Consider the following 22,694-nt stretch of genomic DNA (forward strand, 5'->3'; position numbering starts at 1 on the left):
GGTATGGTTGATAGATTGCGCTCCCTGGTTGGCAGGGAGCTGCATATTGAAACCAAAGGGGTGACCGGTTTTTGTGCCGGTCAAAACTTGCTTACAGCGCGGCCAGCCGTGTGTTGGGCAGGTCCGTAATCAACATATGGCCAGGGGCATGCGTGATACAAAACTGCGGCTTGGCCTGGGCGGCGACGGCTTGAGGGGTAACGCCGCAAGCCCAGAAAACGGGTAATTCGTCGGGGCCGACTGGCACTGCATCGCCATAGTCGGGGTGTTGCAGATCGCTGATTCCGATCAGGGACGGGTCGCCGATATGAACCGGGGCACCGTGCACGGACGGAAAGCGCGAGGTGATCTGAATCGCACGGATGGCATCAGCGGCACGCATGGGGCGCATCGATACCACCAGAGGGCCAGACAAACGCTGCGTGCCCTGGGTCTGGATCGAACTGCGATACATGGGCACATTCACCCCTGCACTGATATGGCGCACATCAATTCCGTCGGCCAGCAGCGCTTCTTCAAAGGAGAAGGAGCAGCCAATCAGAAAGGACACCAGATCATCGCGCCAGACATCTTCAATGCTCAGAGGCTCAGCGCTGAGCTCGCCGTTCTGCCAGACACGGTAACGAGGGAAGTCCGTGCGCAGATCAATCGAGCCACCCAGGGTGGGAACCTGAAATTGGCCGGGTTCCGTCACTGCCAATAAAGGGCAGGGTTTGGGGTTGCGCTGACAAAACAGCAAGAACTCATCGGCCCAGTCTTTAGGCAGAATCATCAGGTTGGCCTGCACATAGCCTGCGGCCAGTCCTGCGGTAGGACCAGTATGGGTTTCTTGACGGATCAGCTCGCGGCATTTTTCAGCCTCGGGCGCCAGCACAGGCAGGGTTTGCAGGTTCATGATGACCACTCGCACAAAGGGGGTTGATCACAGCCTCGGATTGCAACCGATCAGATAATGTGTGTCCAATCGTATGTTTGAATCCTAGGCCATAAGGATTACTTATCGGACTGCACGTATTGTTGCGCGATTTCTTGCGCGTGATTGGCAACGACTCGGGCAATATGGCTGTCCGGCGAGTCCATCCAACAGGCAAAAAATTCGATGGCAGGCAAAGGCTGATCCACCTTCAAAAGACGCAGTTTTCCCTCGGAAAGCTCGTCTTTTATGACCTCGGGAGCCAGCACGCTGGGACCCATGGCATGACGTGTCATTTGCACAATAGTGCTTAGCGATGCACTGCCAAAAATACGTGGGGATTTGACGCCAGCACGCAGCAAGGCTTCGCGTGTGGCCAGGTAAGGAACGCTACCGGAAGGGTAGGTGATTACAGGGTAAACCCCTAGCTCTGAAACACTGACTTTTCGCCCGTGCAGCTTCAATTCCGGGCTGGCGACCCAGCCTAACTGATAAGCACAAAGTCGAATGCATTGTTCTTTAGGGTCTTGGCCTACGCCCACAATCATGGCCATATCAATCTGGAAGCTGGCCAGTTGCTGACGCAGCACGCTGGTGGTGTCGACATGGATCTCGATCACCAAGGCCGGGTATTCCTGATGCAGCTTGTCGATCAGTTCATGCAACCAGGTTTGCACGATGGTTTCAGCCACGCCCAAACGCAGCAGTCCGCGAATGGCATTCTGCTCTTTGGCTGCGCGCAGCATCTCGGTGCGCAAGTCCAGCATGCGCTGGGCGTGCGACAGGAGCTCCTGACCTTTGTCGGTCAGTTTGATGCCCCGGGCGCCCCGATCAAACAAGCGCAGCTCCAGGCTGGATTCCAGCCCAGCGATGCGCTGAGAGATAGACGGTTGGGTTGTGTTGAGTTTTTCGGCAGCCGCCCGGAAACCGCCAAGCTCGGCAACCCATACAAAGGCTTCGATCTGTTTGAGATCAATCATGTTCCGGTCCAGAAAATAGGCAGTCTTATTATGCCTGATGGCTCTTGAGGCGCAGAGCGAGAGCAGACGGATATTTTTCGGCATCTTTGTTTGATTGGACGCGGCCACCACTATAATTCGCCCATGACTTGCAAGATATTGATTGTGCGTACGTCCTCATTGGGAGATCTGGTGCATATGCTGCCAGCGATCTCGGACATTGCACGCCATGTGCCCGGTGCACAGATTGATTGGCTCGTAGAAGAGAGCTTTGCCCAGATTCCTGGTTGGCATCCAGCCGTAAATGAAGTGATCCCGGTCGCACACCGGCGCTGGCGCAAACAATGGTGGTCTGCGCAGACGCGTCAGGAAAGGGCCGTACTGCGTGAGCAGTTGCAATCGCGTCAATACGATGTGGTTCTGGATATGCAGGCCCTGATGAAATCCATCTGGCTGGTGCGGCAGACCAAAGGTCGTCGTCATGGTTTGGACTGGAAGTCCGCGCGTGAGCCATTAGCCTCGCTTTTTTATGATGTGCGCCATCGTGTCGGCTTCTGGCAGCCTGCCGTGTTTCGTCAGCGCAGCCTGGCAGCCTCGGCCTTTGGTTATCAGTTTGACGGTGCACCGGACTTTGGTTTGCAGGGTCTGGCGGCGCAAGCGCCCAAGGATGAGGATCCTTACGCCATCATCATGCCCTCGGCCAGCCGGGACGATAAGCTCTGGGAGCCGGAGAACTGGCAACAGGTGTTTGATCGTTTGCAGGGTGAAGGGATGGCATTGCGATTGCTGGCAGGCAGCCCCGCCGAGTCAGAGCGAGCCGAGGCATTGATTGCAGGCCGTGCTCAGGCTCAGGTAATGCCCAGGATGGATTTGACGCCTATCGCCTTGCAATTGGCCGGTGCGCAAGTCATGGTGGGGCTGGACAGTGGTTTGACGCACTTGTCGGCCGGTTTGGGTCGTCCCACTATCGGTATCTATAAAGCATCCACGCCCGTACGTACTCCCTTGGAAGGCTCGGCCTATACAGCCAGTCTGGGCGAACGCGGGCATCCTCCTTCGGCTGAAACCGTACTCTGTGCCATCGAGCAGGCGCTGGGTCGGACAACAGCGCCTGAAGGGGTCTCGCTAGCGTCACAAAAAAGCTAGTTTGACTGTCACGGTCAATTCGTTTTTTTGTGAGCAGGCTTTGTGCTTACAATACGCGGTGCTAAGGGGCCTGCGGCCCCGCTTGGGCGCAGGCCTTTTTTCTGCCCCACCGCATCTTCTGTCTTTCTTCCCGACATCGCTAAGCCTGGCTTAGCTGCTGTTGATTTCGTACCGAGGCTTTGCGGGTGAACCGATTTTTTTATACCGCCTCTATTCGCATTCTGGCTCCAGCCTTGATGGCCTGGATGGGTTTGCGTGCCCGTCGAGCAGGTGGTGAGTGGCAGGTACTGTCGGGCCCCCGTTTTGGCTTTTATGGTGCCCTGCCAGCCCCTGAAAAAGCACCGGTGTGGGTTCATGCGGTTAGTCTCGGTGAAACGCGGGCTGCCCAGCCTTTGATTCGTGCCTTGCTGGATCAGGGCGAGACGGTCTTGCTGACGCATATGACAGTGACGGGTCGTACCGAAGGTGCGAATGCGTTTGCGGCCGAGATTGCCAGTGGTCAATTGTTGCAGCAATGGCTGCCTTACGACTTTCCAGGCTCGGTACGGCGTTTTTTTGCCCATTACCGTCCTTGTGCTGGCGTGCTGATCGAACGTGAAGTGTGGCCCAACTTGCTGGCCACTGCGCAGCGTCAAGGCGTCCCCATGATGCTGGCCAGTGCCCGATTTTCTGAAAACGCCCTGCGTACCAGCTTGAAAGCCGGTTCGGTGATGCGTAGAGCCTATCGATCTTTCAAGCTGATTTACGCCCAAAGCCTGGCTGATGCCCAGCGTTTGGAGTTGGCTGGCGCGCAGGGTGTGCGAGTGTCCGGCAATTTGAAGTTTGATGTGGTGTTGCCGCAAGACAAGATTGAGCGTGGTCGAGGCTTTGCCAGTGCGTTGGGACGGCGCGTGGTTGTGATCGCCAGTACACGCGAGACCGAACACGCCGACTTCACGGATGCCATCGCCCATTACCTGCGTCGCGAACGTGAGCATGGTAGCGAGTTGCATAGCCCGGTGCTGTTCGTCTTGATTCCACGTCACCCAGAGCGCTTTGATGAAGCCGCTGATTATTTGAACCAGCTCGGATTGCGTTCGGTGCGACGTAGTGAACTGCTGGAGCAGGGCGATACCAGTACCAGTGCCATTCAGGCGTGCCGTGAAGTGGACGTCCTGCTAGGCGATACCATCGGTGAAATGCACTGGTATTACGGCCTGGCGCGGGTAGCGATCGTGGCGGGCAGCTTCCAGCCTTTGGGCGGACAGAACTTTATCGAGGCTTGTGCCGTTGGTGTGCCCGTGATCGTGGGCCCGCATACTCATAATTTCGCCCAGGCGATGCAAGATGCCATGCAGGCAGGGGCTGCCATACGCGCTAGTACGCCGGCCTTGGCACTACAGCAGGCAGTGGAGCTGGTGGATGATCCGGCCCGGCATCACAAGATGGCCGATGCGGGTTTGCATTGGGTCCAGATGCATGAAGGCGCGGTGCAACGTGTTCTTTCTGGACTAGCGCAAATTCGCGATTCAAATACGTAGATTCTTATTAGTTAATAAGTATTTGGTTTTTACGCGTTTTGATATTTGTGGCGTGTTGTAGACAGCTTGCCTTGATTTGAATCAAGTTAAATAAAAAAGCCCGCATAAGCGGGCTTTTTTGAGATCTAAAAACTGATCGAAATCGATTTACAGTTTTTGGATGCTCTTAGCTTGTGGACCCTTTTGGCCTTCAGCCGACACGTACGAAACGCGTTGGTTTTCTTCCAAGGATTTAAAGCCCGTGCCCAAGATGTCGGAATGGTGAACGAAAAGATCTTTGCCACCGTTGTCGGGGGAGATAAAGCCGTAGCCTTTTTCGTTATTGAACCATTTCACGATACCGGTTTCTGTTTGCATTTCCTGCATTCCCTAAAAATGACGAGCAATCTGCTCAAAAAAGATTGTCAAGATGTAAAAATCAGGGCAATGAGTATTAGAAACAATACCGTATTGAACAAACTTCGACGAACTTGAAATCCTGCACCGCCAATCGTAGGGGGTATTTAACCTGTAAGTCAAGCTAAATCGACCCTCTGCGTGGTTTTCAGGCAGTGTTTGATCAACAATTACAACTAAGCTTGTTTCCCGTACGGACCCCTCTGCGCCCCTCGTTAAAGTCCGTGGTATTTACGACCAAATTCAAGCGTAGCATGAAAGAATCCGGCCTTGCTACCACAGTCGTAACGTGTGCCTTCATATTCATATGCATATACCGCACGACTTTCCAAAAGACTGGCAATTCCATCCGTTAATTGAATCTCGCCACCGACCCCTGCTTGAGTGCGTCGCAAGTGATCAAAGATTTCCGGTTCCAATACATAACGGCCTACAACGGCTTGTGTAGAAGGGGCTACTTCGGGTTCTGGCTTTTCAATAATTCCATTAAGCCGAGTCGCTTTGGAATCGACTAAATTACCCGACACAATTCCATATTTATTTGTTTCATTTCTATTTACATTTTGTGTCGCGACAATACTACCGTTGTATTGATGCGCTGCTTCAACCAGTTGTCGGGACACGGGTGTAACGGCGTCGATCAGGTCGTCGGCCAGCAACACCAGGAAGGGTTCGTTACCCACGATAGGGGCGGCGCAGAGCACCGCATGACCCAGACCCAGCGCACGCGGCTGGCGGGTGTAGATACAGCTCACATGGCTGGGGATGATGTTCTGGACGGCATCCAGCAATTCCAGCTTGTTTTTGCCTTCCAGCTCGTGCTCCAGCTCAGGCAGACTATCGAAGTGGTCTTCAATCGCCCGTTTGTTGCGACCAGTAATAAAGATCAATTCAGTGACACCCGCCGCAATGGCTTCTTCGACTGCATACTGAATCAGCGGTTTGTCGACAATAGGCAACATTTCCTTAGGCATGGCTTTCGTGGCAGGCAGAAAGCGCGTGCCTAGACCGGCAACGGGGAAAACAGCTTTGCGTATGGGTTTCATAATGTCGTCAATCGTGGCTCAGGGTGCGGCAGGGGTCGGGTGACTGGGTGCGCCAAGTTGAATGGCATCCTGATTGCGTTGCGAAAACAGCCGGGGTTCACGACCTTGCTCGCTGGGGGGCGTACCAAAAAAGCCTTGTCCAAAGGCCAGCAGGGCTACGTTAGCCACCAGGATCAGTATGAAAAGCAGTCGCATCGTCGATGCCCTGAAAAATACAGTTCAACCCACGATTGTACGGGCAGGCGGGTTTAAGTTCATCCGTTTTAATGCCAATCGTATCGATGGGTCACTTAGGCTATGCCGTGCACAAACCTGTTTTAACAGTGAGTGCGTTCGATCAAGGCTTGGGCGCAAACAGTGCCAGTCCTCGCAGCGCGGGAGTTTCCAGTTCGCGGAGTTCCGGGACTTCTATAGTTAGCAGGCGACAATGGCTACTTAATTGTTCTAACAGTTCTTGCTGCGCCAGTGCACGACCGCCACCTGCCACAAAGATCAATGGACTGTGCCCCAGGTGTTGGCGGCCTTTTTCCCACTGTCGTAATACAGCCCCTGCCTGAGCGGCTGCTACTCCTGTGCTAATAGCGGCTTGAGTATTTCGAGGGAAAGCCGCTGTCTGACCGTGGGCCTCAGGAAGCTGCGCCGTGTTTTGCTTTAGGGACGCCAGCATCAAACTGGGGCCGGGCAGAATAGATCCACCCAAAAAGTGGCGTATTCCATCTTGTGCGGGGCCCAGCAGGTCAATCGTTGTCGCCGTGCCAAAGCTGATCAGCAATGCGCCTTGCTGTGCAGGATATTCATGAGCCAACAAGTCGCTCAGACCTAATAAAGAAGCCCAGCGATCTGCGCCCAATTGGCTGGCTTGCTCATAATCATTGTGCAGCCCAAATACTTGCTCCTGGGCTTGCAGCCAGCGCACGGGACCCAGTCCCAAACGGCTGACTGCCGCATCAATCTGTGCTTGAACCTGTGGGCCTGCCACGTTGACGCCTAGCGCTTGCACGCCTTTTTGACAGGCAAACTCCTGTAGCGGGGCCTGGCCTGCTTCCAGCCAAACGGCCAATTGATCCAATTGATCCGCGTGCAAGCTAACCGGCTGGCTTTCGCGAGCGCCGGTTAAAGGATGACACCACCCTAATTTGATACGGGTATTGCCAGAGTCGATAAGCAAGGTCATGCCGGGTTGTCAGCGCTAAAAAGGAGCCAGTATAGCGATCAGCGTTGGGCGCGAACGGAAACTTCGCCCACGGTTACCGCGCGTTCGGAACCATCAGGGTGACGCAACAGTAGCTGCCCCGAGGTATTAATGCCGGTCACGATGCCTGTATGCAGAACCTGACCGTTGTCGATGATATGAACCTGCTGACCAATCAGAGCATCCACCTGCGCATACCGTGTGGGCAAGTCAGCAAAGCCGTGGGCCGTGACATGGTTCAGGCTCAAATACAGACTTTGGGCGACCTTGGCCACAATATCGGAACACCGAACCAAGGAGGCTTGCTGCGAGTGCTCAGCAATGCTGCTCCAGTCAGCAATCGCGCGCTGGGTGTTCTGGCTGATGATGGCAGCTTCGCGCAGATTCAGCCCTATACCAATAATGACAACGTGATGGTCGCTGGAACTGGGCGCTGCGCTGGCTCGGGTCGCTTCCACCAGAATGCCGGACAGCTTGGCCTGATCCCACAGCACGTCATTCGGCCATTTCATGGCCAGACGATTGCGTACCGCCGGTTCCAGTAACTGGCGTAGCGCTTCAGTTGTTGCCAGGCCAGAGAGCGGCGAGAGCGTAGGCAATTGCCGCGTCGGCAAAAAAATATCGAAAGCACAGGAAAACATCAGATTGGCACCGATACTGTTTTCCCAGGTGCGTCCGGCGCGCCCACGGCCACGGCTTTGCAAATGTGCACCCAATAACCAGGGACGCACACGCGGACCAGCTTCCTGGCGAGCCAGGGCAAGCAGATCCGCGTTCGTCGATTCGGTGGAGTCTACCCAGCGGATCTGAGGGAAATGCGGCAAACGCGTGCGCAACTCGGCGACCATATCGCGAGGGCTGGGTAAAGTGAATGCAGAAGAGGTATTCATGACAATCCGGTACACTGGATGAGTTAAACGTAATCTTATGTGATATTTGATCTGAGCATGTCTGAACGCGTAGATACAATCCAATTTTCCGGCCAGGCCGGTGTTATTGACTGTGCTCTGGACTGGCCAGCAGGCGAGCCCAAGGGTTGGGCCTTGTTGCTGCACCCCCATCCCCTGCATGGCGGGGCACGTAATAACAAAGTCGTGACAACCTTGTCGCGCAGCGCCACTCAACATGGTTTGCTGGCCGTACGTCCGGATTTCCGTGGTGTCGGAAAATCCGCCGGTGAATTCGACAGCAGCCGCGGCGAAACTGCCGATATGCTGGCCTTGATCGAGCAATTCCCATCGCATTTCCCGCAGTGGAACTCCGGCCCATCCATGTTGGCCGGTTTTTCATTTGGCACTGCGGTTGCTGCTCAAGTGTATGCCAGTCTGCAAGAAGCCCAGGCAAGCTTGCCCAGCGCTTTCATCCTGACTGGCACCGCGGTCAATCGTTTCCGATTCCGCGATGTCAGCCCGCCTGCTGATACCTTATTAGTGCACGGTGAAACAGACGATGTCGTTCCCTTGTCGGAAGGCATGGATTTTGCACGCGAACATCAGTTGCCTATGGTGGTTCTGCCCGATGCGGGTCACTTTTTTCATGGCAAGCTGATTCAGTTGCGCGAGCTGGTTAGCCGTCATTTGGCCGGGCTTGGAACCTAAGCCGGGTTTTGCTTTCAAATCGTTGCGTTTTCCTGCTCAGACTCAGGGGCCTTGCCCCTCACGGGCCCAGATGGCTCTGCCATAATGGGTTCTTTCCGCCACTGTCAAAGCAATCGATTTTTCCCATGACTTCTATTCAAAAATTTGCATCTCCGGTCCTCTCCCGTTGTGTGGTGGCACTTGCCCTGGCGCTGCCTATGGTGGCTCAGGCACAAACTCAAACCCCTGCCCCGACAGAATCGGCCCAAGTGCTTGGCGCTCAGACGCCTGCCTTGCCGGGTGATTTGTCCGTGGTGCCCGCACCTGGCCTGACGGCCCGTGCCTGGTTGTCCATGGACGTTAATAGTGGCCAGATCATCGCGGCAGAAGGCTTGAACGAGCGGGTCGAGCCTGCCTCCCTGACCAAGCTGATGACGGCCTATCTGGTCTTTGATGCACTGGAATCCGGTCGTCTGAAGCTGGACCAAACCGTTGTGATTTCGGACAAGGCATGGCGCACCGAAGGTTCGCGCATGTTTGTGAAGGTTAACTCGCAAGTGCCCGTGAATGATCTGCTGCAAGGCGTGATCGTGCAGTCGGGTAACGATGCTTCTGTCGCTCTGGCTGAAGCCGTTGCGGGTAGCGAAGGTGCGTTTGCCGCCTTGATGAACGAAGAAGCGGCCAAGCTGGGTTTGACAGCCACGCACTTCAAGAACTCCACCGGCCTGCCTGATCCTGATCATCTGACCTCGGTCCGCGATCTGGGTGTGTTGTCCGCGGCGCTGGTTGCCCGCTTTCCCCAGTATCTGCACTACTACAGCCAAAAAGAGTACACCTACAACAATATCAAGCAGCCCAACCGTAACCGCCTGCTGTGGCTGGACAACACGGTTGATGGCCTGAAAACCGGCCACACTCAATCGGCAGGTTACTGCCTGGTGTCGACCGCCTTGCGCGACGGCCGTCGTGTAGTGTCGGTGGTTGTGGGTACCGCGAACGATGCTGCCCGTACAGAAAACAGCCTGAAGCTTCTGAACTGGAGCTTCCAGAACTTTGAGACGGTCAAGCTGTACGACGCCAGTAATCCTGCTGTCACCGCCCGTGTTTGGGAAGGTGAGGTCGAGAACGTAGGCCTGGGTACGGAAGGTGCCTTGTGGCTGACGGTTCCTCGCGGCAAGTCTTCGGAGATCAAGCCCGTTGCCAACTACACCCAGCCTTTGCTGGCTCCGTTGAGCAAGGGTGACAAGGTCGGTACACTGACTTTGTCCCTGGATGGCAAAGTCCTGGCCGAGCAGCCATTGCTGGTGCTGCAGGACGTGCCCGAGGCAGGCTTTTTTGGTCGCATGGCCGACAAAGTGCGCTTGATGTTTGAGTAATCCCTTGGTGCGAGGCTGAACCTATGATTGCAGGCATTGATCCCGACAGTATTGTTTATTTGAACGGCGATTTCGTACGCTTGGGCGAAGCCAAGATCTCGGTACTGGATCGCGGCTTCATCTTTGGCGACGGCATCTACGATGTCGTGCCTGCTTATCACGGTAAACCGTTTCGTATTGACGGACACCTGGGGCGTTTGGAGCGCAGTCTGGCAAAAGTAGGCATCACCAATCCCTTTACGCGTCGTGAATGGGAAAAGCTGGTGCTGGATATGCTGGCCCGTTCGGGGCGTGGTGCTGATTGCATGGTCTACATTCAGGTGACCCGTGGTGTTGCCAAGCGCGAACATGCCTTCCCCAGCAATGTGGCGCCCAGTATCTTCATCATGGTTTCGCCCTTCAAGCGTGTGCAGCAAGAACGCGAGACGGGTTTGAAGGCGGTGGCCATTGAAGATGAGCGCTGGCTGCGTTGCGATATAAAATCCGTTTCTTTGCTGGGCAATGTGTTGGCCAAGCAGCAGGCGGTCGAAGCCGGTGTGGACGAGGTCATTCAGTTTAGAGACGGTTTTCTTACCGAAGGGGCCTCCTGCAATATCTGGATTGTGCGCGACGGCACCTTGTTGGCACCCATGCGCAACAATTTGATCCTGGAAGGGATTCGCTACAGTTTGATGGAAGAGCTGGCCGCCCAGGCGGGCATAGCTTTTCAGGCGCGTCAGATCTCTCGTGAAGAGGTCGACACTGCCGACGAAATTATGATGACGTCAGCCACTAAAGAGGTGCTGCCCATCGTTGTATTTAACGGTCAGTCCGTCGGTGACGGACGACCCGGCCCTGTCTTTGCGAAATTACGTGAAGGCTATGACAAGGCCATCAAGGCTGCGGAGCAAGCATGACTATTTCCCCTGAAGAATCGTTGATCGAATACCCCAGTGACTTTCCTATCAAGGTGATGGGGCAAACCCACGACGCCTTGCAGGACGAATTGCTGGCCATTGTGCTGGAACACGACCCTGACTTTGATGCCGCTACGATTGAAGTACGTCCCAGCAAGGCAGGCAACTACACGGGCCTGACATTCACCGTTCGCGCCGTTTCGCGCGAGCAACTGGATAATTTGTACCGTGCCCTGCATGCGCATCATCTTGTGCGCGTGGTGATGTAAGCAGGGATCAGGCGTTCATGTCCGACTCAGTTCGTATCAAGTGGTTTGAGCGGCCTAGCGCCTATGAACCTCTCTGGCAAGCAATGCGCGAGTTTACCGAGCAGCGCGGGCCAGAGACCCCTGATGAAATCTGGCTTGTCGAACACACGCCTGTCTATACCCAGGGACAGGCAGGCAAGCCGGAACATTTGCTGAACCCCGGTGGCATCCCTGTGGTGCAAACCGATAGAGGCGGGCAAATCACCTATCACGGCCCTGGGCAGTTAATGGTGTACTGCCTGTTTGATCTGCGCCGGGTAGGCCTTTACGTCAAAGAGTATGTCCGTCTCCTGGAAGACGCGGTCATCAGTTGCCTGACGCATTTTGGTGTCGAAGGCGCGTGCTGCAAACCGGGGGCACCCGGTGTATACGTGCCGCAAGAGGTGGCGAACCAGGAATTGGCCAAGATTTCCGCCCTGGGAATCAAAATTCGTAATGGCCGTTCTTATCATGGCCTGGCTTTGAATATCAGCATGGATTTGAGCCCTTTTGACGGCATCAATCCCTGTGGCTATGAAGGTCTGCAAACGACGGACATGCGCTCGCAAGGCATTAACGTGTCTATGGACGAAGCCGCGCAGTATCTATGCACGTATTTAAGTCGAGCACTGGCACAACGTAGCCAGCTTGTCAGCGCCTGAGTGGGTGAGAGGCCACAGCACAAAACCGTGCAATTGTTGTAATGAGAATTGTTTGCGATAATGCAGAACACCTTAACTGTTCTGTTGGGCCCGTATGCCGTCGTCCCCCAAATCTCGCAAGTCCTGGCTCGATCATTATCGCGGGCTGATGGGCAATTGGACCCGGCGTCAGAATAATCATCATGATGCAGAAGATGCTGTTCACGACGCCGTTGTCGGCTTGCTGGATCAGACCTGCACCCATATTCAAAACATTCCTTCGTACCTGTTTCAGGCGACTCGCAATCAGCTTTTTGATGAAAGCCGACGGCGTGGACGTTGGGCGCAAATGCCTCTGGAGCATTTGGACGAGGCCGATACGCCTGTCTCCCCGGATGTGGCTGAGTCCTGTCAGTCCTCCCAACTGATGGATGAGCTGGAGCTGGTCTTGCTGCAGCTCCCTTTGGTGTGCAGACAAGTTTTTTTATGGAATAAAATCGAGGGCTACAGCCAGCGTGAAATCGCTGAGCGCCTGGGCTTGTCGCAAAGCATGGTGGAGAAACACATGAAACGCGCCCTGACCCATTTGCAGACTCACTTGCATTTGTTCCAGCAAGATTGATCAGCCCAAGCCCCTCTCACGTTTTGTTCACGCTTATCGTTTTTTTATGACTACGAACGCTGGTTCAACCTCGCACTCGACAGCCCGTGAACAGGCTGTTCATTGGTTTGCGCGCGTGCGTCTGGGGCCGCTTTCGCCAGAGGACCAGGCGCAGTTGGATGCGTGGTTGGAAGCCTCACCCTTGAATCAACAGCACTTCCATGATTTGCAGTCAGCCTGGAAGAAGCTGGATGAGTTGCCTCTTGATCGGCTGCGTCGTTTGGCACAAGCCCCTGCGGTAGAGGCACCGGTTCCGGCCAAGTCCGTGGCCAAGTCCATGCGCTGGCGGCCCGCCTTTGCGGCGATGACACTGATCGCCGTGTTGGGCGGTATTTGGCTGTGGCCTGCTGGGCCAGAGCAATCCTGGTCCGTCAGCACGACCGTCGCCCAGCGGCAGGAATTACGCCTACCTGATGACAGCGTTTTGATGGTGAATGCCCGCACCCAAATTAATGTGGTCTATACCTCCAAAGAGCGACGAGTTTACCTGGAGTCGGGTGAAATTCTGGCGGATGTACGTACAGATGCCGATCGCCCATTTATCGTAGAAACTGCGCAGGCCAAAATGCAGGTGTTGGGCACTCGTTTCAATGTGCGCAAGCAGGCGGACCATGTTGATGTGGCTGTTGACCGTGGGCGAGTCCGGCTCTCGGCTGGCCCTTGGTGGAACTCTCGTTCGGAACGTCTGGGTGTGGGTCAGGCCGCACGTTTTTCTGCAGGGCAGGGCTTGGAGCCTGTGCGGGAAGCAGATGTCGCTGCGCTGACGGCGTGGCAAAGTGGCCGCCTGGAGTTTGACGATGAGCCGCTAGGGCAGGTGCTGGAGCAACTGTCCGCCTATCTGGATGAACCCGTTCGTATCGCCGATGCCCAGCTCGCACAGTTGCGGATATCCGGCACCTTGTCTATGGACAAGCCACAAGATGCCTTGTTGATCCTGGCTGATATCGCCCCTGTTCAGATTCTGAAGGTGGACTCCAAGGGCTGGGTTATCAACCGTCGGTAAATTCATTACGGAAAAATCTGTGCCCAGACGTCTTTAGACCAGGGAGGTGTGCTGACAGCAGTTAAGCGTTGGCGTGTCTTGGTTTATAGATTCCGTGCAGGCAGGGCCTGCCGGTCGGGATGGATATCATCACCATGTCTGGTAATACACATAAGATCATCATGCGCAGTCACTCAGGTCGTCGGCTACCCGTCAGTTTTGGAGTCGTGGTACTGGGGCTTTGCCTATCGGCACTGGCAGCACCCATACAGGCGCAGTCCGCCTCTCAAACACAAATGGTGAGTTTGGCGGCACAGCCCTTATCCAGTGCCTTGCGTAATCTGGGCCGTCAGTTTTCCGTACAGATTGTTTACTTGCCTGAAACTGTCGCTGCACGTCAAAGCCCTGCTTTGTCGGGACAGTACACATTGGATCAAGCCTTGGGCCAATTGTTGTCAGGCACGGGTATTCAAGTGCATCGCTCGGGAAATAATATTTCTCTTGGTCCGGCCGCCAGTGATGGGCAGGCAACGCAATTGGAACCGGTGCAAGTGCGAGCCACCCGTCAGGAAATGACGAGCGAAGACACAGGCTCCTATGCGGCAGTCGGTGCCAGCATAGGCAAGTCCCCCTTGTCCTTGCGCGAGATTCCCCAATCCGTATCGGTAATGACGCGTAGCCAGATTGATGATCAAGGCTTTACGCGTGTTGCGGATGCCATTAACTACACCACGGGGATTAGCAGCAGTGGGTATCCGGATACAGAAGCCTTTAACAGTCGTGGCTTTGCCACCAGCCTTCAGTACGACGGAGTACCAGCCCAAGGCTTAGGTGCACCTCATCTGGATCTGGCTATTTACGACCGTATAGAGGTGATGCGTGGGCCAGCAGGCCTATTGTCGGGTACGGCAGAGCCTGGTGGGGTGGTGAATCTGGTGCGTAAACGTCCTACTCAGGATGGGCGTTTTGTTGCGCAGGCCTCGGCCGGAAGCTGGAGCAATTTTCGTGGCGAAGTGGATGCCAGCGGGCCTTTGAATAAAGAGGGCAGTCTGCGTGGCCGATTGGTTGCTGCGTACCAGGACAAGGATCAGTACTACGATCAGGGCCGCTCTACTCCTACGACCTTGTACGGTGTGCTGGAGTATGACCTGGCACCGTCGACCACCTTGGGTTTGACAGCGTTTTACAGCCAATTGGATTTCCGCAATTTCAACGGTTTGGCGCTTTACGATGATGGCAGCCTGCCGGACCGTCGTAGCTTTCTAGGGCCAGCACGCACCTCCAGTCATGAGACCTACGAATTGGGGGCGGATTTAACCCACCGTTTTGATAACCGTTGGGTGTTCAAAGCCAACTACAGTCACAAGGAAAGCACGTACAAAGGTTTTAGCTCATTTGCCTTGAAACCTATCTCGCTGCAGACCGGGCTGACCGATATGCAGGCGGGTCGTATTCATAACGACTTTACGTGGGATCAAGGGGATGTCAGCGTAACCGGGCCATTCTCCCTGTTTGGTCGTGAGCATTCCTTGACTGTCGGATTCAATGCCGCACGTAATAACACCTACACCAGCTCTCGTTTTTATCAGTTTCCGAATTGGGATGCGCTGAACGACTTTGACTACGGTTCTGCCCTGGATCAGCCCATTCTGAATCGCAACCAGGAGATCGTGATCCAGTCTGGCGTATATGCTTCAACACGCTTGAAGCTGCATGACAATCTGACCGCAGTACTGGGTGGACGCTGGAGCAACTATGAAAGCAAGAGCCGCTCCGTGGAGCCGACGACCAGTAGCTGGCAAGTCAGTGATGCCAAAGCCAGCGGAGAATTCACACCCTTTGCAGGCGTGATTCTGGACGTGAGCGACAAGATTTCCCTCTACAGTAGCTACGCCGAGAGCTTTGTTCCCCAGTCCGAGCAGGATTACACCGGCAAGACCCTGGATCCGCGTAAAGGCTGGCAGATTGAAGCCGGTGCCAAGGGCGAGTTTTTTGATGGGCGTCTGAATGGTTCGATTGCTGTCTACCGGATGCGTGATACGAATCGTGCCGTGACGGATGCAGACCATATTGGTTGCGGCGGCAGTCCCACCGGAACGTGCTCCCGCGCGGCGGGCTTGGTGCAAAGCCAGGGCTGGGAAATGGAACTGGCAGGCAGCCCGGCTCCGGGTTGGGACGTGGGTATGGGCTATACCTATACGGATGTGCGCTATCGTCAGGACGCCGTACAGGCAAATGAAGGTCAGCGCTTTAATGCGAACTTGGTGCCCAAGCATCTATTCCGCTTGTGGACGCACTACCGCTTTCAGCCCCAGGATTGGGATGGTCGCCTGAATGGCTGGTCTGTGGGGGCGGGCGTACAGGCGCAAAGCAATCTACTAACGGATAGCGTGTACCAGGGCGGTTATGCGACGGTGTCCGCCAAGATTGGCTATAAACCTAATGAAAACTGGGAAGCTTCCTTGGCGGTCAATAACTTGTTCGACCGCCGTTACCTGTCCAGCGTGGGGTATCCCACTTTCCTGAATATTTACGGAGCACCGCGTAACGCGATGCTCAGTCTCAAATATCGTTATTGATCAGGATAGCGCGCCGTTTCAGGTACCACTCCATTGCGGCGCGCGTTTTTGAATGAAGGCATCAATACCTTCGCAGGCGTCATTGCTCATCATATTGTCTGCCATGACTTGGCCTGCATAGTCGTACGCCTGTTCAAGAGCCAGGCTGCGTTGGCGGTAAAACATGGCTTTGCCAGCACGCACCGCGACCGGGCTCTTGGCCAAAACACTGTCGGCCAACTTCTGAACAGTTTGATCCAGTTGGTCTTCGGGGACTGCATAATTGATCAGCCCTAGCTCCTGCGCCCGCTGGGCACTGATGAACTCACCAGTCATCAGCATTTCCATGGCGGCCTTGGGCGGTACGCAGCGTGACAGGGCAACGGCCGGGGTAGAGCAGAACAGGCCGACATTAATGCCGGAGACTGCAAAGCGAGCTGATTCCGTGGCCACAGCCATATCGCAGGTAGCGACCAACTGACAGCCAGCAGCGGTGGCCAGTCCTTGTACTCGAGCGATCACGGGCACCGGCAATGCCAGCACACCTTGCATGACGCGACTGCAGCGGCTGAACAAATCCCGGTAGTAGTCGTGCTCGGGCTTGGAGCGCATCTGTTTCAGATCGTGCCCGGCACAAAAGGCTTTGCCTTCTGCCTGAATAATGACGCACTGCAGGCTTGGGTCATGGGCCAGCTTGTCCAGAATGTGTTGTAAAGAATCCAACACTTCCTCAGACAGGGCGTTGTACTTTGCGGGCTGGTTCAAGGTGATGCGGGCCAGTCCTTGATGCTGTTCCAGCAGGACGGGATCGGCCAGGTGTTCTTGTGACATGCAAGTCTCCGTACTTATAGTATGTGCAGGTTTTATTTTCGGGTGTTGCTGCATCGTTAGGTCGACCTCTATATTAGAGGGGTCTGGCACAAACTATCGCCCTTGTTCTAGGCGCTTGTAAAGCGAAGGGGCTACAATTGGCCACTGCGCCCATCGTTCAGTGATGTTGCCCGCACGCTGTTTTTCTATTTAGACGCCTATGACCACCCCTACAGATACGTCCGTCGATTCCAAACCTACTGTTCGCCCTCGCGTTGTCGACTACGACGCAACGCAAAAGCAGAAGGCCGAGGCCAAGACCTCGCGCATTCCAATCAAGGTCGTGCAGGCAGAGCGTTTGAAAAAGCCTGAGTGGATTCGGGTGAAGGCGGCAGCACCAAACTCCCGGTTCTACGAGATCAAGGAAACTCTGCGCGAGCACAAATTGTTCTCGGTGTGCGAAGAAGCGTCCTGTCCCAATATCGGGGAATGCTTTGGCAAGGGCACAGCCACCTTCATGATCATGGGTGACAAGTGCACACGCCGTTGCCCTTTCTGTGACGTAGGCCATGGCCGTCCTGACCCTCTGGACGAAAACGAGCCAGCCAACCTGGCCAAGGCGATAGGCGCCATGAAGTTGTCCTATGTGGTGATTACCTCCGTAGACCGTGACGACTTGCGCGATGGCGGTGCCGCCCATTTTGTTGAATGTATCCGTCAGGTGCGTGAGCATTCGCCTACCACGACCATTGAAGTTCTGGTGCCGGACTTCCGCGCCCGTCTGGATCGTGCCTTGGGTATCCTGAATGCCTGCCCTCCTGATGTGATGAACCACAACCTGGAGACGGTGCCACGTTTGTACAAACAGGCTCGCCCTGGTTCTGATTACCATCACTCCTTGAAGTTGCTGCAAGAGTTCAAGAAGCTGCATCCAAACATTCCAACTAAATCCGGTTTGATGGTTGGTCTGGGCGAAACCAACGAAGAGATTCTGGAAGTGATGCGCGATATGCGTGCTCACGATATTGATATGCTGACCATCGGCCAGTATCTGCAACCATCCGGGCACCACTTGCCTGTGATGCGTTACGTAACGCCTGACGAGTTCCTGATGTTTGAGCGCGAAGCCTATGCAATGGGCTTTACCCATGCGGCCGTTGGTGCCATGGTGCGTTCGTCCTATCACGCTGATCAGCAAGCGCATGCAGCAGGTGTGCAACCATAAAGAGAGAAGGGGGGATAACTCTCCGCTTTCATCTGAAAAACCCGGTCGCTTGGCCGGGTTTTTTTATGTCTGCTCTTATATAGAGGCTTGTTGGGTTACGTCTTGTGTAGTCGACCAGGCATATCAGCCTCTCTAGGCTATCTTGTCGCTGTCCTTCGATTCAATCCGGCGCAGCGTGGAGCTGAGGTGGAGTGAGGCGAGTGGGTTGGTAGTTTTTGCCTGTTGGGCTATCTACCCATCTCTATTTGCTGTGATGAGAGCATGTCGAGTGACGGGACAAGTTAAAGGGCCGTTACCGGCCCTTTGAAATTCTTCCTGAATATGTGCTTGATCGCTTTTCAGCTAGAAGCTGGAGGCTCCACTGCATCGCCCAGTGTCAGGGCGCGGGTCGACAAGCTCTCTATATAAGGTTCCAGGGTTTCGTCATAGTCTTCGACGCCCAGATACCAGGCCGTCAGGCCTTTGCTGTCTTGTGTGAGATCAGTCCAGCAGAATAAAGAGCGGTCAAAAGAGTCCTTGATGGTCTCATTAACAAACTTGAACAGTTCATCTAGCAAGGGAAGGCTGGCCAGGGGGACGGCGAACGGCGTCTCCCCTTGAAATTGCCAGCTATATTGTTCGAGCAGTTCGTTCGACCAAAGAGCATGTTGTTCTGAAGAGCTTAATTCTGGATTGGCAGGGCTTAAAGGCATGGTTCAGGATCAGGTAAGGGGAACGGATGGTTAAGTGCCAGTGGCAAACCATTGTATGGGGGTGGCACCCTGCTCTTTGAGCCAGTCATTGGCTTGCTGGAAATGACCGCAACCAATAAAAGGCACAGGGGGGCGGCGCGCAGCCAAGGGGGAAGGGTGATTCGCCTTCAAAATCAGATAGGGGTGCTGAGAGTGCTGCTGGATCAAGGCCTCTTTGGCTTGGGCGTGAGCACCCCACAACATATAAACAATAGGCTGCGTACTTTGCTGAGCCAGGTTCATCAGCAGGGAGTCAGTAATCTGTTCCCAGCCTTTTTTGGCGTGAGAGGCAGGTAAACCGTCTTCTACTGTTAGCGATGTATTCAATAGCAAGACACCTTGTCGGCCCCAGTTGCTTAAATCATGGCTGCTTGGCAAAGCGGTGTCGGGATATTCCAGCTCCAGCTCTTTAAAGATATTGCGCAGACTGGGTGGAGCCGGGCAGGTGTCAGGCACAGAAAATGACAGGCCCTGTGCTTGATTGGGGCCGTGATAAGGATCTTGGCCCAGAATCACTACGCTGACTTTCTGCAATGGCAGCAGTTCCAGCGCGCGGAAAGGGGCGGCCGGGTAAATAGAGGCGCCATCCTGGCACTCCTTGTCCAACCATTTGGCCAGAGTTGCCAATATGTCTTGCAGCTCCGGGCGATCCAATGTTGCGCGCCAGTCGTTGGGAAGGCGGGCAGCTTGAGTCAGGATGTTCTCGGTCAGGAGATTGCCGGAGAGCATTTCTTCGCCAATCAGACTGAGCTGTGCCGCAGGGGCTTGAGAAGATGAGCGGGCCATAGTCTGCATACAGAGTTATTTGTCCGCCTATTGTAATAGGGGAGAGGTGGCCTACCTATCTGCTTGGGTGGGGTGTCTCTATATAGAGAGGTTTGTCGGTCAAAAGTAGGGCGCTTGGCATGCCTCTATATATAGAGGCATGACTGGCTATATATATAGAGTGTTGCAGACTAGATTCAAGATTGGCGATCCATGGTGATAGTCGGGTCTTTGCTCAACCTACCCCGGGATCGCAACTGCATTCTCATCTTGTCTGTCTGTCTGTCTGTCTGTCTGTCTGTCTGTCTGTCTGTCTGTCTGTCTGTCTGTCTGTCTGTCTGTCTGTCTGCGAAAACACTTTGGAGGGGGAACTCAGTGCAAATCGAGAGAATCGATACTGAGCTGGAGAGGAAAAGCCCGGAATCGACCTGTTCTGCGATGAGCATCCTGGTGTCCCTCCTGCTATGAACGAGATATAGTCATTTCAGTATCATTTAGTTTCATTTAAGATTTCTTATATATAACAATGATCTAAGTGGAAATACACTGTAAGCCTCCTCTTTTGCATGAAATATTCAGGTAAAAAACTTGCCAAGTCGAAAATCATCGTGCTATAGTTCTTTTCTCGCTGCAGCACACACAGGTTTTCCCTGAAGCGCTACAGAGAGCAGTTAGCCAAGATTCACCGCCTTGACCAAGAGGTCCGCACCGAAGCTTGAATGACTGAGTCAGGTAACTGACACGGTGTAAAACCCGGAGCTTGACAAATCAGAAAATTCTGTGTTAAAGTTCTAGGTTCTGCTCCAGAGAACGCAGCGTTAAGTTTTTAAGCGGTTTCGAAGGTTGAAACGGATTTGAAAATTTACCCTTGTTTGTGAAGTTGAATGGTTAGCCTCACGGTTGATTGTTCGCCAGGTAGAACAGAACGAAAGTTCTGGTTAAGCGGGACGAGTTGGACGGTTTTAAAACTTTCTAACTTCTTCAAAAAAACGCTTGACACACTGCCTGATCTGCTTCATAATCTCGTTTCTCTGCTGCTAACACAGCAAGGCGCGAAGCGCCAAGCGCGACGAGCCAGCCGGGTTAGTCAGTAGAACGACAGGCAACTGTCACTGCTCTTTAACAATTAACAGCCGATAAGTGTGGGCGCTTGGAATGAGCGAGTCGAACCCTTCGGGGATCGCCACAAGTTTGTATCAAGTGCTCACAAACGAAAGATGAAGAATTACCTTGTGTAACTCTGAATTTTTCTTTGAGACACAATCGGTCTCGTCGCAAGACGGGACAACCACAGAGATTAAACTGAAGAGTTTGATCCTGGCTCAGATTGAACGCTAGCGGGATGCTTTACACATGCAAGTCGAACGGCAGCACGAGAGAGCTTGCTCTCTTGGTGGCGAGTGGCGGACGGGTGAGTAATATATCGGAACGTGCCCAGTAGCGGGGGATAACTACTCGAAAGAGTGGCTAATACCGCATACGCCCTACGGGGGAAAGGGGGGGATTCTTCGGAACCTCTCACTATTGGAGCGGCCGATATCGGATTAGCTAGTTGGTGGGGTAAAGGCTCACCAAGGCAACGATCCGTAGCTGGTTTGAGAGGACGACCAGCCACACTGGGACTGAGACACGGCCCAGACTCCTACGGGAGGCAGCAGTGGGGAATTTTGGACAATGGGGGAAACCCTGATCCAGCCATCCCGCGTGTATGATGAAGGCCTTCGGGTTGTAAAGTACTTTTGGCAGAGAAGAAAAGGTACCTCCTAATACGAGGTACTGCTGACGGTATCTGCAGAATAAGCACCGGCTAACTACGTGCCAGCAGCCGCGGTAATACGTAGGGTGCAAGCGTTAATCGGAATTACTGGGCGTAAAGCGTGTGTAGGCGGTTCGGAAAGAAAGATGTGAAATCCCAGGGCTCAACCTTGGAACTGCATTTTTAACTGCCGAGCTAGAGTATGTCAGAGGGGGGTAGAATTCCACGTGTAGCAGTGAAATGCGTAGATATGTGGAGGAATACCGATGGCGAAGGCAGCCCCCTGGGATAATACTGACGCTCAGACACGAAAGCGTGGGGAGCAAACAGGATTAGATACCCTGGTAGTCCACGCCCTAAACGATGTCAACTAGCTGTTGGGGCCGTTAGGCCTTAGTAGCGCAGCTAACGCGTGAAGTTGACCGCCTGGGGAGTACGGTCGCAAGATTAAAACTCAAAGGAATTGACGGGGACCCGCACAAGCGGTGGATGATGTGGATTAATTCGATGCAACGCGAAAAACCTTACCTACCCTTGACATGTCTGGAATGCCGAAGAGATTTGGCAGTGCTCGCAAGAGAACCGGAACACAGGTGCTGCATGGCTGTCGTCAGCTCGTGTCGTGAGATGTTGGGTTAAGTCCCGCAACGAGCGCAACCCTTGTCATTAGTTGCTACGCAAGAGCACTCTAATGAGACTGCCGGTGACAAACCGGAGGAAGGTGGGGATGACGTCAAGTCCTCATGGCCCTTATGGGTAGGGCTTCACACGTCATACAATGGTCGGGACAGAGGGTCGCCAACCCGCGAGGGGGAGCCAATCTCAGAAACCCGATCGTAGTCCGGATCGCAGTCTGCAACTCGACTGCGTGAAGTCGGAATCGCTAGTAATCGCGGATCAGAATGTCGCGGTGAATACGTTCCCGGGTCTTGTACACACCGCCCGTCACACCATGGGAGTGGGTTTCACCAGAAGTAGGTAGCCTAACCGCAAGGAGGGCGCTTACCACGGTGGGATTCATGACTGGGGTGAAGTCGTAACAAGGTAGCCGTATCGGAAGGTGCGGCTGGATCACCTCCTTTTAGAGCGAATGGCTCGCAAAGCGAAAGCGTCCACACTTATTGGCTGTTAGTTAATGTCATGACCATTGAAGGTATCGCCCACTGGTGATAGATGGGTCAGTAGCTCAGTCGGTTAGAGCACCGTCTTGATAAGGCGGGGGTCGTTGGTTCGATTCCAACTTGACCCACCAACGAT

The 22,694-nt window shown here is 54.4% G+C and carries 21 protein-coding genes, 1 tRNA gene and 1 rRNA gene; 13 read left to right on the forward strand and 10 right to left on the reverse strand.

Annotated elements, in window-relative coordinates; genetic code table 11:
* Positions 1–91 precede the first annotated feature (91 nt).
* Both JYG33_RS14760 and JYG33_RS14765 read right to left on the reverse strand, forming a co-directional pair.
* Entirely contained in the window at positions 92–895 is an 804-nt protein-coding gene (locus JYG33_RS14760; protein WP_207872951.1) for a putative hydro-lyase, read from the reverse strand.
* Positions 896–993: 98 nt separating this feature from the next.
* Positions 994–1,893, reverse strand: coding sequence for a LysR family transcriptional regulator (locus JYG33_RS14765; protein WP_009460118.1), 900 nt, complete (start codon positions 1,891–1,893; stop codon positions 994–996).
* Positions 1,894–2,016: 123 nt separating this feature from the next.
* Between JYG33_RS14765 and waaC the strand changes: the two genes are divergently transcribed.
* Positions 2,017–3,018: a lipopolysaccharide heptosyltransferase I gene (gene waaC, locus JYG33_RS14770; RefSeq protein WP_207872952.1), complete on the forward strand. Its 1,002-nt coding sequence runs from the start codon at positions 2,017–2,019 to the stop codon at positions 3,016–3,018.
* Between the two features lie 185 nt (positions 3,019–3,203).
* Positions 3,204–4,538 carry a 3-deoxy-D-manno-octulosonic acid transferase gene (locus tag JYG33_RS14775; RefSeq protein WP_207872953.1) on the forward strand — a complete coding sequence of 445 codons (1,335 nt, stop codon included), beginning with the start codon at positions 3,204–3,206 and terminating at the stop codon, positions 4,536–4,538.
* 147 nt (positions 4,539–4,685) lie between these two features.
* Here JYG33_RS14775 and JYG33_RS14780 read toward each other — a convergent pair whose 3' ends face one another.
* The 5 genes from JYG33_RS14780 to JYG33_RS14800 form a co-directional block, all read right to left on the reverse strand.
* Complete coding sequence (locus JYG33_RS14780) at positions 4,686–4,895, reverse strand: cold-shock protein (RefSeq protein ID WP_026483779.1); 210 nt, start codon at positions 4,893–4,895, stop codon at positions 4,686–4,688.
* 254 nt (positions 4,896–5,149) lie between these two features.
* The gene (gene galU, locus JYG33_RS14785; protein ID WP_207872954.1) at positions 5,150–5,980 is read right to left on the reverse strand and encodes a UTP--glucose-1-phosphate uridylyltransferase GalU; all 831 of its coding nucleotides are present in this window, start codon (positions 5,978–5,980) and stop codon (positions 5,150–5,152) included.
* 18 nt (positions 5,981–5,998) lie between these two features.
* Complete coding sequence (locus JYG33_RS14790) at positions 5,999–6,175, reverse strand: hypothetical protein (RefSeq protein WP_207872955.1); 177 nt, start codon at positions 6,173–6,175, stop codon at positions 5,999–6,001.
* A gap of 142 nt (positions 6,176–6,317) precedes the next feature.
* Complete coding sequence (locus JYG33_RS14795) at positions 6,318–7,154, reverse strand: type III pantothenate kinase (protein ID WP_207872956.1); 837 nt, start codon at positions 7,152–7,154, stop codon at positions 6,318–6,320.
* Between the two features lie 38 nt (positions 7,155–7,192).
* On the reverse strand, positions 7,193–8,062 hold the full coding sequence (locus tag JYG33_RS14800) for a biotin--[acetyl-CoA-carboxylase] ligase (RefSeq protein WP_207872957.1): 870 nt from the start codon (positions 8,060–8,062) through the stop codon (positions 7,193–7,195).
* 57 nt (positions 8,063–8,119) lie between these two features.
* Here JYG33_RS14800 and JYG33_RS14805 point away from each other — a divergent pair, with 57 nt between their 5' ends.
* From JYG33_RS14805 to JYG33_RS14840, 8 genes are all read left to right on the forward strand, one after another.
* Positions 8,120–8,770 (forward strand): alpha/beta hydrolase, encoded by a 651-nt coding sequence (locus JYG33_RS14805; protein ID WP_207872958.1) that lies wholly within the window; start codon positions 8,120–8,122, stop codon positions 8,768–8,770.
* Between the two features lie 125 nt (positions 8,771–8,895).
* Positions 8,896–10,125 (forward strand): D-alanyl-D-alanine carboxypeptidase family protein, encoded by a 1,230-nt coding sequence (locus JYG33_RS14810; RefSeq protein ID WP_207872959.1) that lies wholly within the window; start codon positions 8,896–8,898, stop codon positions 10,123–10,125.
* A gap of 23 nt (positions 10,126–10,148) precedes the next feature.
* Positions 10,149–11,021: a D-amino acid aminotransferase gene (locus JYG33_RS14815; RefSeq protein WP_207872960.1), complete on the forward strand. Its 873-nt coding sequence runs from the start codon at positions 10,149–10,151 to the stop codon at positions 11,019–11,021.
* On the forward strand, positions 11,018–11,290 hold the full coding sequence (locus JYG33_RS14820) for a DUF493 family protein (protein ID WP_207872961.1): 273 nt from the start codon (positions 11,018–11,020) through the stop codon (positions 11,288–11,290). Before JYG33_RS14815 ends, JYG33_RS14820 begins: the two co-directional genes overlap by 4 nt.
* Positions 11,291–11,307: 17 nt before the next feature.
* The gene (gene lipB / locus JYG33_RS14825) at positions 11,308–11,970 is read left to right on the forward strand and encodes a lipoyl(octanoyl) transferase LipB (protein WP_207872962.1); all 663 of its coding nucleotides are present in this window, start codon (positions 11,308–11,310) and stop codon (positions 11,968–11,970) included.
* A 94-nt stretch (positions 11,971–12,064) separates the two neighbouring features.
* Positions 12,065–12,571: a sigma-70 family RNA polymerase sigma factor gene (locus JYG33_RS14830; RefSeq protein WP_207872963.1), complete on the forward strand. Its 507-nt coding sequence runs from the start codon at positions 12,065–12,067 to the stop codon at positions 12,569–12,571.
* A 46-nt stretch (positions 12,572–12,617) separates the two neighbouring features.
* Complete coding sequence (locus JYG33_RS14835; RefSeq protein ID WP_207872964.1) at positions 12,618–13,613, forward strand: FecR domain-containing protein; 996 nt, start codon at positions 12,618–12,620, stop codon at positions 13,611–13,613.
* A 134-nt stretch (positions 13,614–13,747) separates the two neighbouring features.
* Entirely contained in the window at positions 13,748–16,171 is a 2,424-nt protein-coding gene (locus JYG33_RS14840) for a TonB-dependent receptor (RefSeq protein ID WP_207872965.1), read from the forward strand.
* Positions 16,172–16,189: 18 nt separating this feature from the next.
* Here the strand turns inward: JYG33_RS14840 and JYG33_RS14845 are convergent, their stop codons facing one another.
* Positions 16,190–16,981 (reverse strand): enoyl-CoA hydratase, encoded by a 792-nt coding sequence (locus JYG33_RS14845; RefSeq protein ID WP_207872966.1) that lies wholly within the window; start codon positions 16,979–16,981, stop codon positions 16,190–16,192.
* Between the two features lie 199 nt (positions 16,982–17,180).
* Between JYG33_RS14845 and lipA the strand changes: the two genes are divergently transcribed.
* The gene (gene lipA, locus JYG33_RS14850) at positions 17,181–18,185 is read left to right on the forward strand and encodes a lipoyl synthase (protein WP_207872967.1); all 1,005 of its coding nucleotides are present in this window, start codon (positions 17,181–17,183) and stop codon (positions 18,183–18,185) included.
* A 338-nt stretch (positions 18,186–18,523) separates the two neighbouring features.
* On the opposite strand, the gene JYG33_RS14855 is transcribed toward lipA, so the two are convergent.
* Positions 18,524–18,877 (reverse strand): hypothetical protein, encoded by a 354-nt coding sequence (locus JYG33_RS14855; protein WP_207872968.1) that lies wholly within the window; start codon positions 18,875–18,877, stop codon positions 18,524–18,526.
* Positions 18,878–18,907: 30 nt separating this feature from the next.
* The gene (locus JYG33_RS14860) at positions 18,908–19,645 is read right to left on the reverse strand and encodes a uracil-DNA glycosylase (RefSeq protein ID WP_207875877.1); all 738 of its coding nucleotides are present in this window, start codon (positions 19,643–19,645) and stop codon (positions 18,908–18,910) included.
* Positions 19,646–20,980: 1,335 nt separating this feature from the next.
* On the opposite strand from JYG33_RS14860, the gene JYG33_RS14865 reads away from it, so the two are divergent.
* Both JYG33_RS14865 and JYG33_RS14870 read left to right on the forward strand, forming a co-directional pair.
* Positions 20,981–22,519, forward strand: a 16S ribosomal RNA gene (locus JYG33_RS14865).
* A gap of 93 nt (positions 22,520–22,612) precedes the next feature.
* Positions 22,613–22,689, forward strand: a tRNA-Ile gene (locus JYG33_RS14870).
* Positions 22,690–22,694: the final 5 nt, after the last annotated feature.

The organism is Alcaligenes sp. SORT26 (assembly GCF_017377875.1).
GTDB lineage: Bacteria > Pseudomonadota > Gammaproteobacteria > Burkholderiales > Burkholderiaceae_B > Alcaligenes > Alcaligenes parafaecalis.